Source organism: Microcoleus sp. A2-C3 (assembly GCF_036706065.1).
Taxonomy (GTDB): Bacteria; Cyanobacteriota; Cyanobacteriia; order Cyanobacteriales; family Microcoleaceae; genus Microcoleus.
The window spans coordinates 1-16,602 of sequence record NZ_JAUBVX010000034.1 but is presented as its reverse complement, the minus strand read 5'-3'; the positions used below and the strand labels follow the sequence as shown (position 1 = coordinate 16,602).

15 protein-coding genes are annotated in these 16,602 nt (G+C 44.7%); 4 read left to right on the top strand and 11 right to left on the bottom strand.

The genetic code is table 11. The annotated features are described in order from the left end of the window. Window positions 1–53: 53 nt before the first annotated feature. Window positions 54–1,430: a sensor histidine kinase gene (locus QUB66_RS18935; RefSeq protein ID WP_265233624.1), complete on the top strand. Its 1,377-nt coding sequence runs from the start codon at window positions 54–56 to the stop codon at window positions 1,428–1,430. 224 nt (window positions 1,431–1,654) lie between these two features. On the opposite strand, the gene QUB66_RS18925 is transcribed toward QUB66_RS18935, so the two are convergent. Beyond that, on the bottom strand, window positions 1,655–2,434 hold the full coding sequence (locus tag QUB66_RS18925) for an ion transporter (protein WP_265233623.1): 780 nt from the start codon (window positions 2,432–2,434) through the stop codon (window positions 1,655–1,657). Window positions 2,435–2,479: 45 nt separating this feature from the next. On the opposite strand from QUB66_RS18925, the gene QUB66_RS18920 reads away from it, so the two are divergent. Beyond that, window positions 2,480–4,054 carry a TerD family protein gene (locus QUB66_RS18920; protein ID WP_332969212.1) on the top strand — a complete coding sequence of 525 codons (1,575 nt, stop codon included), beginning with the start codon at window positions 2,480–2,482 and terminating at the stop codon, window positions 4,052–4,054. A gap of 155 nt (window positions 4,055–4,209) precedes the next feature. Here QUB66_RS18920 and QUB66_RS18915 read toward each other — a convergent pair whose 3' ends face one another. After that, window positions 4,210–4,836: a DUF4276 family protein gene (locus QUB66_RS18915; RefSeq protein WP_332969210.1), complete on the bottom strand. Its 627-nt coding sequence runs from the start codon at window positions 4,834–4,836 to the stop codon at window positions 4,210–4,212. Then, window positions 4,833–6,029 carry an AAA family ATPase gene (locus QUB66_RS18910; protein ID WP_332969208.1) on the bottom strand — a complete coding sequence of 399 codons (1,197 nt, stop codon included), beginning with the start codon at window positions 6,027–6,029 and terminating at the stop codon, window positions 4,833–4,835. Before QUB66_RS18910 ends, QUB66_RS18915 begins: the two co-directional genes overlap by 4 nt. Before the next feature lie 223 nt (window positions 6,030–6,252). Between QUB66_RS18910 and QUB66_RS18905 the strand changes: the two genes are divergently transcribed. Then, a complete protein-coding gene (locus tag QUB66_RS18905) occupies window positions 6,253–6,597 on the top strand; it encodes an NAD(P)H-quinone oxidoreductase subunit M (RefSeq protein WP_265233619.1) in 345 nt (114 codons plus the stop codon). Between the two features lie 121 nt (window positions 6,598–6,718). Here QUB66_RS18905 and QUB66_RS18900 read toward each other — a convergent pair whose 3' ends face one another. After that, the gene (locus QUB66_RS18900; RefSeq protein WP_265233618.1) at window positions 6,719–7,024 is read right to left on the bottom strand and encodes a hypothetical protein; all 306 of its coding nucleotides are present in this window, start codon (window positions 7,022–7,024) and stop codon (window positions 6,719–6,721) included. Window positions 7,025–7,773: 749 nt separating this feature from the next. Here QUB66_RS18900 and QUB66_RS18895 point away from each other — a divergent pair. Beyond that, the gene (locus QUB66_RS18895; protein ID WP_265233617.1) at window positions 7,774–10,077 is read left to right on the top strand and encodes a PP2C family protein-serine/threonine phosphatase; all 2,304 of its coding nucleotides are present in this window, start codon (window positions 7,774–7,776) and stop codon (window positions 10,075–10,077) included. 174 nt (window positions 10,078–10,251) lie between these two features. On the opposite strand, the gene QUB66_RS18890 is transcribed toward QUB66_RS18895, so the two are convergent. The 7 genes from QUB66_RS18890 to QUB66_RS18860 form a co-directional block, all read right to left on the bottom strand. Further along, on the bottom strand, window positions 10,252–10,947 hold the full coding sequence (locus tag QUB66_RS18890) for a CsgG/HfaB family protein (RefSeq protein WP_265233616.1): 696 nt from the start codon (window positions 10,945–10,947) through the stop codon (window positions 10,252–10,254). Window positions 10,948–11,289: 342 nt separating this feature from the next. After that, complete coding sequence (locus QUB66_RS18885; RefSeq protein ID WP_332969206.1) at window positions 11,290–11,664, bottom strand: DUF1823 family protein; 375 nt, start codon at window positions 11,662–11,664, stop codon at window positions 11,290–11,292. Window positions 11,665–11,793: 129 nt separating this feature from the next. Beyond that, on the bottom strand, window positions 11,794–12,825 hold the full coding sequence (gap, locus tag QUB66_RS18880) for a type I glyceraldehyde-3-phosphate dehydrogenase (RefSeq protein ID WP_265233745.1): 1,032 nt from the start codon (window positions 12,823–12,825) through the stop codon (window positions 11,794–11,796). A gap of 680 nt (window positions 12,826–13,505) precedes the next feature. Next, window positions 13,506–13,814: a P-II family nitrogen regulator gene (locus QUB66_RS18875; protein WP_265233614.1), complete on the bottom strand. Its 309-nt coding sequence runs from the start codon at window positions 13,812–13,814 to the stop codon at window positions 13,506–13,508. A 4-nt stretch (window positions 13,815–13,818) separates the two neighbouring features. Next, complete coding sequence (locus QUB66_RS18870) at window positions 13,819–14,790, bottom strand: sodium-dependent bicarbonate transport family permease (protein WP_265233613.1); 972 nt, start codon at window positions 14,788–14,790, stop codon at window positions 13,819–13,821. Window positions 14,791–14,978: 188 nt separating this feature from the next. After that, complete coding sequence (locus tag QUB66_RS18865) at window positions 14,979–15,713, bottom strand: glutathione peroxidase (protein ID WP_265233612.1); 735 nt, start codon at window positions 15,711–15,713, stop codon at window positions 14,979–14,981. A 127-nt stretch (window positions 15,714–15,840) separates the two neighbouring features. Further along, the gene (locus QUB66_RS18860) at window positions 15,841–16,482 is read right to left on the bottom strand and encodes a Uma2 family endonuclease (protein ID WP_332969203.1); all 642 of its coding nucleotides are present in this window, start codon (window positions 16,480–16,482) and stop codon (window positions 15,841–15,843) included. Window positions 16,483–16,602 lie beyond the last annotated feature (120 nt).

Genomic DNA, 16,602 nt, shown 5'->3' with positions numbered 1-16,602 from the left:
AGCATTATGTTTTCATTTCAATTTCCAGCGTGTTTCGGCAACTAAAATTTCCAGTGGCAAATACATTCAGTTCCAAACTACTTAGCCCTTCTCTCTCCGAAGGCAGAAATCAAGACCTTTCCCTAGAGTCTACCCTGGGGGATTTGCCCCTGTATCACTTTCAGGTTAAATCGAGCTACTTGGCCGTCGCAGTTGCCGAAATATTTGAACAGCATCCCCTAGTGCCGGGAGCCGTCTTGCTGGAAGCAGGAGAGTTGGCTGGTATGATATCCCGCAGGCAACTGCTGGAATATTTGCTCAAACCCCAAGGCCCAGAGCTATTTTTGCACCTGCCGCTGAAAGTTCTCTACAGTTACGCTCGCGTCGAAATATTATTGCTTGCAGAGAATACAACCATTTTGACAGCAGCTCCACAAGCTCTGCGTCGATCGCCCGAATTGCAGTCAGAACCCATCGTAGTCCAAATCGACGACCAATCTTATCGGCTCTTAGACCCTCACGCATTAAACATCGCCTACTGGCAAATTCGCGGCATCGAAACCCAAGTCCGCTACGAAAGAGCCCAAACACAAATGATTCAAAGCGAAAAAATGGCTAGTTTAGGCCGTTTAGTCAACGGAGTCGCCCACGAAATTTTAGATCCAGTAGGCTTTATTTGGGGTAATTTAACCTACGTCAGTGACTACAGCAAAAACTTAATGGAGTTGCTCTCAGTTTACGACGCGCACTGTACCAATCCCCCGCCAGAAATAGCACGGCTCAAAGAAGAGATAGACTATGACTTTTTGCAAAGCGATTTCCTCAGAACAGTTGGCAGCATCAAAGCCGGAGCCGAACGTTTGAGCAAGTTAGCAAGCAGTTTGCAAAACTTCTGCCACATCGACGATGTTTATCCCAAACCGGCAGACTTGCACGCCAATATAGATAGCATACTATTGCTGCTAAAAAGTCATTTGACCAGGGAAATCAAAGTAGTGAAAAACTACGGCTATCTGCCGCCAGTACCGTGCTATGCAGGACAGCTAAACCAAGTGTTTATGAATATTTTGACCAATGCTATTAATACATTAATTAACCAAGCAGTCGGTCAAGAATTGGCGAAAGAGTTCAACGGTGGAGGAATCAGAGACTTCGATCGCCAGCCTCAGATTGACATTGTGACTCAAGTATGCTGTCCAGAATCTGCGATCGACTTGGACAAACTTCACGAGCGCTGGGTTTCGATTCGCATAGCAGATAACGGCCCAGGAATGTCACCCAACAAGTACAAAAAAATCTTAGAATCCTTCTCTACCGAAAAACGTGCCCTGAAAGAAACCAGCTTAGCCGTTAGCTATCAAATCGTGACGGGAAAACACGGCGGCGCATTCAGAATGCGATCCGAATTAGGAATTGGCACCGAATTTGAAATATTGTTACCCTTAGCTTAAAGAAGTCAGTAGTCAGTAGTCAGTAGTTATGAGTTATTGGTTATTGGTTATTGGTTATTGGTTATTGGTTATTGGTTATTGGTTATTGGTTATTGGTTATTGGTTATTGGTTATTATGAAAAATACTGCTACATCTAAATTAGAGGCAATCTTCTGTAGGGAAACGGCAATGCTGTGTCCCTACCTGAAAACTGCTGTAACAGTCAATAGTCAACAGTCAACAGTCAACCATTATCTAATTGACTGCCGCACATTTTACAAAATCTAGCATTAGCATCGTGTACACACCAACCGCAACCTGTACAAACAGTTTCTACCTGATTAGCCGTTTTAACTAATTGTTTAATCAAATCCCCCAATTGCCAAGGAATCAGAGCAATTCCTGTCAAAATCATCAAAATAGTCAGAAAACGACCAGATTCCGAAATCGGAGTAACATCACCAAATCCCACCGTCGTCATCGTGACAACTGAAAAATAAACAGCATCCAAAAAAGTTCCAAAATTTTCTGGATTTGCCGGATGTTCGACTTGATAAATCAAACCAGAATAAACAAAAATTATTGCCAGCAAAGTAAATAAAATCCGGGAAAAAATCACGCCATCTTCGCTGCTGATGCGAAAAACCGAATTTTTTAATTCCAGAAAGCGGATGAGTCGGAGAATTCTAAACCAGCGAAAAATTCTGATAAAACTGACGTTGACAAATCCCAGCAAAAATGGTAATATTGCCAGTAAATCAATAATTGAAAAAAAACTAAAAATAAATTTAACTCGATTTTCGGCACACCACAGCCGTAATAAATACTCAACTGTAAAAACGATTAAAAGAACAGTATCGAGAGCTTGGAAATTAATTCTAACAGACTCCGAAAGCGGGTAAGTTTCGGCGATGAAGCTGGCGGAAGATAAAAGAATGAGTCCGGTAAGAGTTAAATTGACGGTTCTGCCAATTGGGGTTTCGATGTCTTCGAGATAAAATCCAATTTGCGATCGGGTTAACATAGATGAGATAATTATACCATTTATGAGGTAAGGGAATTATCGCACATGAGTATTCAATTAACTAAGGGTGAAAGGTTCAATCTTTCTAAAGAAGCTCCTGATTTTAATAAAGTTGCGATCGCCCTGGGGTGGCAAGTCAGCCAAGCAGCACAAAACTACGACATTGACGCATCTGTTTTCATGTTAGGCGCTGACGGTCGAATTCCAGACGAAAAGTATTTTGTATTTTACAATAACTTGACCTCGCCAGACGGTGCGGTGCGACATTCGGGAGACAACATAACCGGACAAATCGAAGGCGATGACGAGACGGTTTATGTGGATTTGAATCGGATTGATGCCGCTGTTGAAGAAATTGTGTTTGTTGTTACTGTTCACGAAGGACAGGTTAAGAATCAAAATTTTAGTCAAGTTAGAAATGCGTTTATCCGGCTTTATAATTTGGAGACTGGGAGCGAGTTGGTTCGGTATAATTTAAAAGAGGTTTTTTCGCAAGAAACGGCTTTGGAATTTGGGCGATTGTACAGAAAGAATGGTGAATGGAGATTTCAGGCGGTAGGACAAGGATATAATGCTGGGTTGCAAAGTTTTGTGGACAGGTATCATGTTGAAAATGCGGTGAAAAGCACGGAGAATGTGGCTCAGAAGGTTGATGATGCTGAGGTTTTGAGGCGATTTAGCGATCGGGTTGACAACCAATTGCGGGAAAAATCAGCGGGAGAGTCTGTTGCTAATCCTGTGAAGGCGGATAACTTGGAAGTTGATCAGGATGTTGATGATTCTGTTTCAGAAACTCAGGAACCTGCTATCACTGCTGAGGAATTTTTGCGGCGGTATAAGGAGGGAGAACGAGATTTTACAGGGATTAACTTAGCCGGAGTGGATTTGAGCGGAAAAACTCTGGAATATCCCATTAGTTTCAGTCAAGCAAACCTGAGCAATGCCAACCTGAGTAATGCCAACCTAGTGAAGGCTAACTTGATTGGAGCTAACCTGCAAGGGGCAAACTTGAAATCCACAAACCTGCAACAAGCCGATTTGATTCAAGCTAACTTTAGTGGCGCTAACTTAACTAAGGCAAATTTGAATTATGCAAGACTGATTCAAGCGAATTTAAGTCAAGCAAAATTGAGCGAGACACAATTGAATAGTGCAAACTTGACTACAGCCAATTTAATTAGTGCCAACCTAACTCAGGCAAGTCTAAATAGCGCAAATTTGACAGGAGCAGATTTAAGTCAAGCCAAAGTAACTAAAGTTAACCTATCTTCTGCAACTCTAAGTGGGGCTAAGTTGAATGGAGTAAGTTTAGTAGGAGTAAACCTTGATGGAGCCAACCTGACAGACGTAAATTTGAAAGGGGTAAGTTTGATCGGATCGAGTCTACAGCAAGCTAATCTTAACGGTCAAAACTTAAGTGGCTTAAACCTCTCTGGAGTTAACTTTCACAATGCCAACTTGAGTGGAGCAAACTTAACTTCAGCAAACCTATGCGGAGCAAATTTGAGTTATGCAAAGCTAGAAAAAGCTAACCTGAAAGATGCCAACTGGGTTGGAGCAAATATAGCAAATGCTAAACTCGCAGGTGCAATTATGCCAGACGGGACAACTCACGAATAAATGGAAGTGCGATGTTTGTAGTAAGGACTTCAGTCCTTATATTTCTGGATTTACGCACTACGACTAAAGAAACCGGGTTTTTTGCCAAATCTGCGGACTGAAACGAAATATTTTCGCGAAAAAACCCGGTTTCTGGGCCCTCGCCGTAAGTCGTTCTAGTTGCCTTGTTCCATGAGTTCGGTGAGAGTGGTAAAAATTCGATCGCACTCTGAAGAAGCCTTGCGAACCTTATCAATATCCAACATTTCTAACAGCTTGGAAGCGTGCTGTATCTTTTGATATTCGCCTTTCGATTTTGTGTCGCGGGTAGCTGCTTTCAGACTTGGTTCTAACAAATCCTTTTCAATCTTCTCTACATTCGTATTCTTAGAAATCGCATTTTCTTTAAATCCCTGCCCGTAAAATCTTTTCAAAGTATCAATATCAGCCATCAACCAAGCTTCCATCGCTTGAACCATTAGATAGCAATGAGTGTCATCAACCCCAGGCGAATCCCAATTATCCCTCGACTTCAAATGATCCCAAGGCGACTGCTTTACCACAGGTGCTTCTGAGTCAACCAGAAGGATAACAAAGGCATTTGGGTGATCTGCCAAAGCATTCTTAAAATTCCTGAAAGCATGATTCCTAGAACCGCAGAGAATGATCTGCCACTTAATTTTCTTGCTTTTGGCAACCTCCACAAGTTGTTTGAAAAAACTGCTAAATCCTTGTCGAAGCGATGCCTTTGTATTCTTGCCATCGCCGCCACCTTCGATGTAAATGCGAACCTCCTTTATCATCGGTTTCCCCCGATTTCTCCCATCCGCCAGAGGTCTCCCAAACTGTAATTCTCAAGCCATTTTTTTAGCCGTTCTGGATCGAGGCGACTTAGGTGACTTCCTCGATTATCCCGATCGCATATTAACACAGACTCAGGACTCAGCGCCGACACCAAAGCATCCGAATGAGTTGTCACAATCAATTGTGTGCGCTGTGAGGCTTCGATCAACATTTCAGCAATCGCAGGCAAAATGTCGGGATGCAAGCCAATCTCCGGTTCTTCAATACAGATAAGTGGCGGTGGAGTTGGATCTAGGAGTAAAGCTATTAAGAATAAATAACGCAGCGTACCGTCTGATAAACGAGTTGCGGGTATTGGCTGAATCAATCCTGTTTCGCGGATAAATATCTGGACAGTGCCGCCATAAATCTTGATACTCAGTTCTTCCGCTGCATCGTAGAACAGTTGTAATTTTTCAATAATCTGCCTGCTTCCTAATTGATACTGTAAGTTGTTTAAAACCAGTCCTAAGTTGCCACCATTTTCTAGAAGTGGATGTTCTGGTAAATCAGTTTGCTGAGCCTTTCTAGGTACTGAATCTCTCCCTGTCTGCCAGTTACGATATAAACCAATGTCTGCAAATTTATTGCCCAGATATGATAGTTCTGGATATTGTTCGGGATCTTTTCTTTGAGATAAGATAGATTGATCGGGAATGATATCTTCTCGCCGCAGATTCCGCAGCTTTCTTGGTTGCTGCTCGTTGTCCTCTGTAACGTTGATAACTGGACGACCCCGATCGCTATAACGGTAATAAAAAAATGGCTCGCTTTCAGAACTATCGCGCGATTCCATATCTTCTATAGCTTCGTCCACTACCTCAAGTCTTTGACCGACTGCGGTAAAACTAATCTGATAGCGCAGTGGTATCGTTCGTTCAGGGTAATCTAAAATAGCCTCTATTTTTGCTGTGGGAATACCTTTTTCGCCTTTCCACAAAAAATCGCTGATGCCTCCCCCTTGACGAATCGGAGCAACTAAGTCGGTAGCTGTTGCCTTCAAAAGTGCGATCGCTTCAATTAAGTTAGACTTGCCAGATGCGTTACTACCGATCAACACGTTTAATGGTTGCAGTTCAATTGTTTCCCCCTCAGTTCCATAGGAAAGGAAGTTTTGCAGTTGCAGGGAGTGAATAAATCTCTTGCCTTCCACCTTGTCCTCCTATGCCAATTCTGAACTATTATACCTTGCGAAAGCTTTCGTTTTTAGTCTTGAATTAAGTAGGTCTCAAAACTACCGATCCCCAGTCTTTGCCTTGAAGTCGGAGGGGGAGTGAGATATCCCGATCGATCGCACAATAGGCGACTTACTCTCCTGCAAGGGTCTTTGACCCATTACAATAAGTTCAGGAAAAAATCTTTACAAATAAGAACTCATGCAGCTCAAGTCCACAACCCGCCATATTCGCATTTATACCGCCATCCTCGAAGACAACGAACTCGTACCCAGCAATGACCTTTTGACGATCGACATTGACCCAGACAACGAACTCAACTGGAACGACGAGTCAGTCAAACAGGTATATGCCAAATTCGACCAACTCGTAGACGCTTACGAGGGCGAAGACTTGACTGAATACAACCTCCGCCGCATCGGTTCGGAATTGGAGCATTTGGTGCGATCGTTCTTACAGAAAGGCCAAATCAGCTACAACCTCAACAGCCGCGCTGTCAACTACAGCATGGGACTTCCCCGTGTTGATGCCAAAATTAACCTCTAAGGGGAAAGGGAGAGAGGGATATGGGGAGAGGGGAGACGGGGAGATTAAGAAAATCTTCCTTCTTCCTTCAATCCGTTACATCCGTTGCTTGCATCCGCTGCCGAACTTGCTTCTTCGTCGATCAATCTTCCTCACTCCCCATCGTTTCTGCGTCTTTCCCGCTATTATTGGGAGTTGCCCCACAAGTGGAATCGCGCTCCAAAAACTGTTTTACCGCAATTTGGCGGTTGGTCATAAACTGACTCCAAGCCCCCGGAAACAGCGCATCCAAGGTTTCCACCAGCGCCCAAATTTCAATATTCATCACTTTGTAGTAGTAACCGTGAGAATGCTGAATCTTAGTCAGTATTTCGTCTACCTCGACGGTGGGCAGCAGCTTCGGATCGGGCAAATTTTCGGGAAAGGCGCTTGACTCATGTAGGGGCATGGTTTAGAAACTCAACAGCTTACAGAGGCCGATCGATTTTAGATTTGAGATTGTAGATTTTAGATTGATTCCACAGATGAATCTGGGGGCTTGAACTAATATCTAATTTTTGGTGCTGATCGCGACTCCTGTCGCGGACTTGCATCGGTATGCGGGTAAGGTTAAATTTAACTTGACTTGCGAAACTAACCCACTAGGCACGGATCGCCCTTCGCGAGCTAACCCAAAATTTATGTTTATTTATACCTACTAGCTCAGGTGATTTCTAGGTATCTGCATCCTAGCATCACAGTTCGTCTAAAATCTCGATTCGCGCTCAGGGCTAAGATTGCTGCGGAAATTGGCACTCTCAGGAATATGCTGAAAATATTTTGCTCTCTAGCTTCTTGACTTCGGTTCCGTCGGACTAGGCTCAAGCCTTGAAAGCCGATCGCCAGATTTATCCGGGCGCCAACAAAATGGTAGACTGTTTTTGTCAGTACAAGACATTAAAACCAACCGCTGGACTGGGGGAAAGTCAAAAAAAATTGTCTGGAGAAATCACGTAGCACCTAAAAGTGTAAGCGTGGTGATCCTAGGAACTTGAAAAATCACGAGATGATCACTGTAAAGTCTTAAAAATCCCCGCGTGCTGAGAAAGCGGGGGTGTAAAATAATCGCCACGTATCAACCCATCGAGGTTCAAGCGCTAAAATAGTTCAGATCAGCACTGGGACAAAAGGCGTCAGGAACCCTTAATGCAAAATTTTGTGCCAAAACACTACTTGTGGGCTGTAGGTGAAGGGATCAAAGCGTGTAAGCCAGGCGATCTGATCGCGGGTCGCTATTTGGTTAAGCGCGATCGACTTCTGGTCGATACTCAACCGGAACAGTTGCCGGAAATGCCCGAAGAGATTTCGAGTTCGATCGCTCCTTATCTGAGATTGTTTGCCTATCAGTTGCACGTACCTCAAGTATACGGACTGATATCGTCCCGGAGCAGCAAGCTATCGGGAGATATCTGGCTGCTGGAAAATGCACCTATTTTAAAGGTGACGGAATCTTTAATGCCGGAATTGGCGGACTCCTGGAAAGGGGCCGCCGCGATGCGACAGCTCAATTGGCTGTGGCAAATTGCCAAACTTTGGCAGCCGTTGATCGCTCAGGGCGTGGCTGCGACTCTGCTGACTCCTGAACTGCTGCGGGTGGAAGGGCAATTGGTTCGGTTTCTGGAATTGCAGCCCGATCGCAAACCGCCTAATTTGTCGCAATTGGGCAAATTGTGGCAGCAGTGGATCGATGATGCTCACCCGGCGATCGCCAATTTTTTGCGGCAACTTTGCCAGCAAATGGTTGCCGGTCAAGTCCGCCACGGCGAACAACTGATGGGCCAGTTGGATAAAGCTCTGGCAAAATGCGGCCGATTTTACGATCGTCATGTTGAGATTGCCACGGGCACGGATGTCGGTAGAGCAAGGGCTCATAACGAAGATGCTTGCTATCCGCCCGATGGTACGGTGTTTGCCGGAATTCCGGGATCGTCGGCTTGTGCGATCGTCTGCGACGGTATCGGAGGACAAGACGGCGGCGAAGTCGCTTCGGAATTGGCGATTACTGTGCTGCGGGACAAGTTGCTGCAAATGCCCCTGCATCAAGCTAATTGGGACCCGCCGAGCTTGACTTCCAAGCTGGAACGCGCCGCTTGTGCTGCTAACGACAAGATAGCCGGTCGCAACGACACCGAACACCGCCAAGGCCGCCAGCGCATGGGAACTACCCTGGTGATGGCTTTAGCACACATTCACGAGCTCTATGTCGCCCACGTGGGAGACAGTCGGGCTTACTGGATTACCCGCACTGGCTGCTATCAAGTTACTCTCGATGACGATGTGGCTTGCCGCGAGGTGCGTTTGGGCTACTCTCTCTATCGGGATGCTTTGGAACAAGTGGCCGCCGGAGCTCTGATTCAAGCTTTGGGCATTACTTCTTCCAATACTCTGCACCCGACTGTGCAACGCTTTCCTGTGGATGAGGATTGCGTTTTGCTGCTGTGCTCCGATGGTTTGAGCGATAAAGACCGGGTTGAGCAATGTTGGGAAGAGGAGATTTTGCCGATTCTTGACGGTAGCATTACTGTTGCTCAGGCGCGCGATCGACTGATCGAGATTGCTAATACCAGAAACGGTCACGATAACGTCACTGTTGCTTTGATTCACTGTCAAGCACATTTGAGGGAAGAAAGCAATACTTTGACGGAATTGTCTGTCGCACCTTTAGATGTGCCGATCGAATTAATTGCCGACAGCGAGGATACGCCAACCGCTGTGACGGAAAGCCCAAGCTTTGATGATGCTAATTTTCTACCGAAAACGGAGTTGGTACAGCCACCGGACAAGGGCAAAAGTCTATTTTCGCTACTGTTGAAAATTGTATTTTTGTTAGGTTTGGGGGGTGTATTTGCTTATTTTTTCATCCCTCCGGTGGGTCGGGCGATCGATACTGCCGGGGAGTCGATTTTCGGTAAACGCGCTTTAATTAACTCTAAAAGTAGACCGGAGAAGACTTTTGAATCTGTACCTTCTCCGATCAAATCTTTAGAAAAAGGCTCGTTTATAGAGATTAAAAGTTCTGTAACTGGGGAATTGGATAAAGAGGGCGATCGCCTGGATTTGCAAGTCGCAATCGGTGAGTCGCCTGTCAAGGGAACAGTCCCTGCCGGCAGCATTTTGCAGGTAATAAACAAACAGCTTACGCCTCAAGGCAATTGGCTGGAATTGAAAGTTTGTTCGATTCCTGCAATAGTGCGATCGAACTCTCCAAAGCCCAAGTTAAATAAGGATTTTTCTACTGTTTCAACACCCGCAGTCAGTCCATCTCCAACTGTGGCAAGTTCTTCGCCATCTCCGGCTGTTAAATCAACAGTCGGAGTAGAAATCGCCAAGCTACCAGCGGGGCAAATCGGATGGATTCAAGAACAAGATGCCGTTTCTAAGGTAGTCTCTAATTCGACTCCCAATCCTGATCAACAGGGGAAATGCGCTGTTGGTTCCGACTCAAATCCCAATGCTAATTAAACTGTTAATACTTGAATTGAGCAGATTTGATCTAGTTTAGTAGAATGGAAAATAATGCAGATTCCTAAATAGGACTAATGCAAGCTGGTACAATCGTCGCCAAAATAGCTGACATAATTTTAGATTTTAGATTGAATAATTCAAAATCTAAAATCTAAAAATATTTCACAATTCCTAACCTAATTTCTTAGATACTTCTGCAAGTTTAGTTACCATTTGGGCTACGGCTTTGTCAACTGCTGCGCTCAAAAGTCCATCTTCATTGCTACTGCCAGAATTGCCACCAACGCCTCTAACAGAAAAATTGGAATCGCTTTGATCGGCTTCTCCTACTGCTTTGGCGGTGGCAAGAATGTCTCCTGAATCTGTACCAATTAACCGCACGTCTATTTGGACGGTAGCTTTGGTTTTTTGGGAACCTCCGCCGATGCCCATGAAACTGCCACCGCCGGATTGTTTGTCGATATTAAACTTGGTAATGGTGCCGATGAGTACGGCGTCAACTCCTAGTTTTTTGCCAATTTCGGCGGCTGTGCCGGCATCCATTGAACCTGTGCGATTTTCTTGTTTGAGGACTTGTTCGAGTTTGCTGCGATCGACTACTGTATAAGTGCCATTGTTGACGAGTTCGTTGATTAGCAGTTCGCTGATGCCTTTGGCGGCGCCGACTCCTCTGTAGGAACTGTAATAGCTGTTGGTGGTGCCGTAGTCGAAGTCCATGACGACGAGGCGCTTTTTGGCGGTAGCTTGGGCGAGTTGGGTTGCGGGTTTGATGGTGGCTGGTGTGGCGATCGCATTGACTGAAACGCCGACTAGCATGAGGGTAGCTAGGGAAATGCTGGTTAAGCGAGATATAGTGGTTGTTTTCATGAATTTTTCCTTACAATGGTTTTGTTCCGACTCTAGAATACTTCACCCAACCGCCGGATGTCAGGTTTGCTGGTGATCATGTTGGTGTGGGCGATCGGACTTTACTTTGTTATGACGCTAAAAATCTTTAATTTTTGTTAATTAACGGCAGATAAAAATAGAAACAGACCAAGACTTTGATCAATATTTCAATGCCTAATATTCGATACTTTCTTACCATAAAGAATTAGCTTAAAGCCGGAACCCCTAAAGGCGAGAAATTAAAATCAGACGATTCATTACTACAATCCTCTTCCTTCTTTTGTCAAGTGCTGTCAACTGTCAACTGTCAACTGTCAACTGTCAATTAAATGAAGCCCCAGCTTCGACAAAACCCATCAACCAATTAGCCATCGTCGCCCTGCGAGTCTGTCTCGGCCCGAATTCTCCAATTTTATAGCCCTTAAATCCCAATTTTTCCTTCAGTAACTGCTTGTTTTCTGGAGGAGTCGATCGCGTCAATTTCACCGTCGCAGGCCTAGAATCAATAAAATCCGGCGGTTCTGGATACTCTTCGCGCCACTCGCTAGCAACATCAGCACTGTTCCATTTACCAGTCTCCGCATCAGGGCGGTAGCCCAGATACAGCCAAACTAAGCGGTTGACAGCAGCATCGTCCATTTCTTCGTTGAGGATAGCCCAAATAGTTTCGTTGTTGAGCGGTGGCAGTTCAGACATAATTGGAGTGCGATCGACAATAACAACAATTTAACCTATGGCGGTCTACCGAGATAGTAAGTTCGGCGCGGGAAAATCTGGATTTATTGGTGCTCGCATTCGATCGCCCCGCCGAACCACCCTACAATACTATTTACCCAAAATTCCGTCTTTCTCGGCCATCGAGATCATCAAATCGATCACACGGTTAGAATAACCCCACTCGTTGTCATACCAGGAAATGACTTTAAAAAACGTAGAATTCAGTTCAAGTCCCGCACCTGCATCAAAAATACTCGATCGCGCGTCGCCCTGAAAATCCGTCGAAACCACCGCATCCTCAGTATATCCAAGAATACCTTTCAGTTCACCCTCGGAAGCTTTTTTCATAGCCTCGCAAATTTCTTTGTAGCTAGTTTCCTTACTCGTTTTGAAAGTAAGATCGACTACAGAAACGTCAGGAGTTGGCACCCGCAAAGCCATTCCCGTCAATTTTCCTTTCAATTCCGGCAACACCAAAGTAACAGCTTTCGCCGCACCAGTCGAAGATGGAATAATATTTTGAGCCGCACCGCGTCCACCCCGCCAATCTTTTTGGCTGGGCCCGTCTACAGTTGGCTGAGTAGCAGTCATCGCGTGAACAGTCGTCATCAAACCTTCTTCCAAACCGAAATTATCATTGATAACTTTCGCAATTGGTGCTAAACAATTCGTGGTGCAGCTAGCATTAGAAACAACAGTATCTTTCGTCGGGTCAAATTTGTGGTGGTTGACGCCTACTAGAAAAGTTGGAACTTTTTCTGGATCTTTAGTCGGTGCGGAAAGGATGACTCGTTTTGCTCCCGCCGTCAAGTGTTTTGATGCGCCTTCAAAATCGGTAAACAATCCGGTAGATTCTACAATATAATCTGCACCGACTTTACCCCAAGGCAATTCTGTCGGATTTCTAATCGACGTGCACGGGATAAAATGTCCGTCAACGACAATCCCGTCTGGTTTCCCTTCAACTTCGCCGTCATAAATACCGTGGGTGGAGTCGTATTTAAAAAGATAGGCCAGGTTGTCTGGCGAAACTAAGTCGTTAATGCCGACAAATTCGATGTTGGGGTTTTTGATGCCGGCACGCATGACTAGCCGTCCGATGCGACCAAATCCGTTGATGCCGACTTTTAATGCAGCCATGTTTAAACTCCTATTCAAAATATCGCTAGTCGATCGCGCGTTAGCGAAGCCCGCCCCTACGGGGGCTACGCCAACGAAGAGGATCGCCTGTTGTGGGTTAGAATTTACCATGCTAACTGATTTGGGTAACAGATTCTTTTCTATATCTTAAGAATTCTGAATTATGTGGCGGCGAAGGGCAATTAATCTTGAAATGACTCCTGGCTAATGATGGGTAATAATTTTACAATTTTAAAATTGCTATAATCAACACAGATTTTTCTCGCATTATCGTTGATTAAATTACAATCAGGTTCAGTTAAGAATAATGAAGCTGCTACAGGATACCTGTGTTTCCAGTAAATTCGTGACATCAAACTCATCTTAAAGCGTTAATCCAAGCGTATTCGATTAAATTACGCTCCAATAATCAGAAAAAATTCATGCAAAAGCTCGCTCGGTTTTGATGTGCGAGAAGTCGCTGATTTTGATCATGTGAAATAGCTAGATATTCAAAAACCCGATTTATCAAATAAACCGGGTTTATAATGACAGTTGACAGTTAACAGTTGGCAGTTGACAGTTGACAGTTGGCAGTTGACAGTTGGCAATTGTTATTTGTTATTTTTGAATATCTCCCAATAATCAGTAACTACTGACTACTAACTACTGACTAATGACTACTAACTACTGACTACTGACTACCCGACGCACTTAGTCGTTAGCAATTCCACCGCATCCGAAATAAAACACGACCCGCCAAACTTATTTAACACTGGTCTAATATTTTCTGCAACTGCCGATACTCGATCGGGTTCGCAGAAAGCCAGCACATAAATATTATCCAGCATACTCATTGCTAAATCACGCGATCGATATCCCCTGGTACTTTTGCCCGCGACACCGCGAATCACCGAATAACCGGGGACACCAGCTTTGTCTAAACCGTCTAAAATCTTTGGGAGTTCCACCGAATTCGCAAAGATTTCTATCCTTTTAACTGCGTCCATAAGTTTACCTCCAAAACATATTGATTCCGTATAGATACATGGGAATCCCTACAATGATATTAAATGGAAATGTCACTGCCAAGGCTGTTGAAATGTAAAGACTTGGGTTAGCTTCGGGAACCGTCATCCGCATTGCTGCTGGTACTGCGATGTAAGAAGCACTCGCACACAATACGGCGAACAATAGGCTATCTCCCTCCGGCATTCCGATTAATTTCGCGATCACTAAACCAACTCCTGCATTGAGTATGGGAATTAGGATTGCAAAGCCGATCAGAAAAATTCCTGTTTCTTGCAAATCTTTAATTCTGCTGGCCGCAACCAACCCCATGTCTAGCAAGAAAAAAGTCAGAACGCCGTAAAACAAATCTTGAGTAAACGGACTCATAACTTCCCAACCGTGTTCTCCTGTTAGTATGCCCATAATTAGGCTACCAATTAGCAGAAATACTGAACTGTTGAGGAAGGCTTCTTGCAGCACTTCTGACCAAACTATTTCGCGTTTTCCTTCCTCTCCCCCGAACACGCTGACGAGAATTAAACCGACGATAATTGCTGGGGACTCCATTAATGCTAACGCTGCTACCATGTAACCGTCAAAGTCGATTCCTTGTTCTTTCAGGAAGGAAGTTGCGGTGATAAAGGTGACCGCGCTGATGGAACCGTAGGTGGCTGCGATCGCCGCAGCATTGTAGGAGTCGAGCTTGATTCTCAGTATGAAAAAAGTATAAACTGGTACTAGCGCTGACATCAGCATCGCTGCCAAAATTGTCAGGGCGACTTGCTGGTTGATTCCGCTTCGGGACAGTTCGACGCCGCCTTTAAATCCGATCGCAAACAGCAGGTACAGCGAAAACAGTTTCGGGATGGGTGCAGGAATTTCTAAGTCAGATTTTAGGAAAATCGCCAGCATTCCCATGAAAAAAGCTAATACTGGTGGATTTAAGATATTTGACGCTACGAGACTTAAATCCACAATCGGTCACTCCCATTTCTGATTTTTTTAATATTACTTCATGAATAATTGAAGCACGAGAATGGATCAATGGAGCGATCGAACTCTGGGAATGGCGATATATCTTCATAAAGACGGTTGCAGCTTCGCAGCGCACACCTTACAACGAGTAAGGTGTGCGCTACGCATCGGCAAGTATTTTTCCCTAACTAAGCAACTGCCAAATAAGACTCTAGCTCTTCCGAACCGCCGATCAGCTTGCCGTCGATAAACACTTGTGGCACGGTTGTAGCGCCAGTCACGGCCCGGAGCGATCGGGTTGTGATATCCCGGCCCAAGACGATTTCCTCATAATCCAAGCCCTTTGCAGTCAGCATTGCCTTAGCTTTAGCGCAGAAGGGACAGCCCATTTTTGTAAACACCGAAACTACCTTCGGCTTGGTTGCTGCGGAGTTGATGTAGTTGAGCATCGTCTCAGCATCGGACACTTTGAAAGGGTCGCCCGGTTCCTCCGGCTCAATAAACATTTTTTCCACCAAGCCATCTTTGACCACCATCGAATAGCGCCAAGACCGCTTACCAAAACCTAAATCTGTTTTATCTACCAGCATTCCCATGCCTTCAGTAAACTCACCGTTACCGTCGGGAATTAACGTCACATTGTCTGCTTCTTGGTCTTTTGCCCACTCATTCATCACAAACGTATCGTTGACGGACATACAAACGATTTCATCTACGCCATTTTCTTTGAAAACTTTTGCCAATTCGTTGTAGCCAGGGAGGTGCGTTGAGGAACAAGTGGGAGTAAAAGCTCCCGGCAGAGAAAAGACTGCTACAGTTTTGCCTGCAAACAAATCATCGGTGGTGACATCCACCCACTCGTTGTCCTTGCGAGTGCGAAACGTGACTTTGGGTACTCTTTGACCTTCGTGGTTCGTCAGCATGATTTTGAATCCTGGGGTACTTGGGTTAAATTCCTTTGCTTACTATACCGTACTCATAACGAGTATGACTTGTCAAGGGGGGGCGGGTTTTTTATTGGAAGTTGGGGGCAAATTTAAAACTTGGTGTTTAAGTAGGTTGGCAATTTCGCCTCCATTCCTTCGCTGCTGCTAACGGCTGAGGATTTTTCACACATTCTGTCAAAACTTCTATATCAATTCCCGGCAGTAATTCACTTTTTGTAATTAATTCATAACCGCAGTTCGACACAAAATCAACCGGAATTTCTTCTCGCAAATGGTATATCGAAAATCTGTCATTTCGCCAGAACCAAACCTCTCGCACCTTCAACCTTCTATACAGTTCTAGTTTATTAATGCTACCGCTAGTAACAATTACTTCTATCACCAAATCTGGAAATTCTTTATCCGTGCCAATACAGTAAGCTTCATCCGGTTCCGTACCGCCACTTTTTTCCTCTTGTCGCAGAGTTGTAGACCCAAAAGGGAAATATTCGATGTCAGCTTCTACAAAATAAATTTCTAGCAGATTTCCAATGCGAGTTTTACCATTTTCATGGCGACGAGAAGGTGACATAATTTCTAAAAGTCCATCTAAATAAGTAACTCGATATCCCGCAGCATCTCCTATCCGATTTAGCAGTGTCTCGTATTCTTCCCAGTTCACCCTATCCGTGATGTAGCGTTCTTCAGGATCTTGGCGTTGGAGTGCTTGTTCTTTAAGTAGCGTATCTAGCTCGATCGTCAGCATTGGTATTACCTCCTTACAAGTTGTTCTAATTTTAGCAGACGTACGGTTGAAAGAGACTGTTGGCGAATGTCTGAGGGGTTTCACCCCTCAGACATTCGCCGTCCTGAATAGGCAGAATGA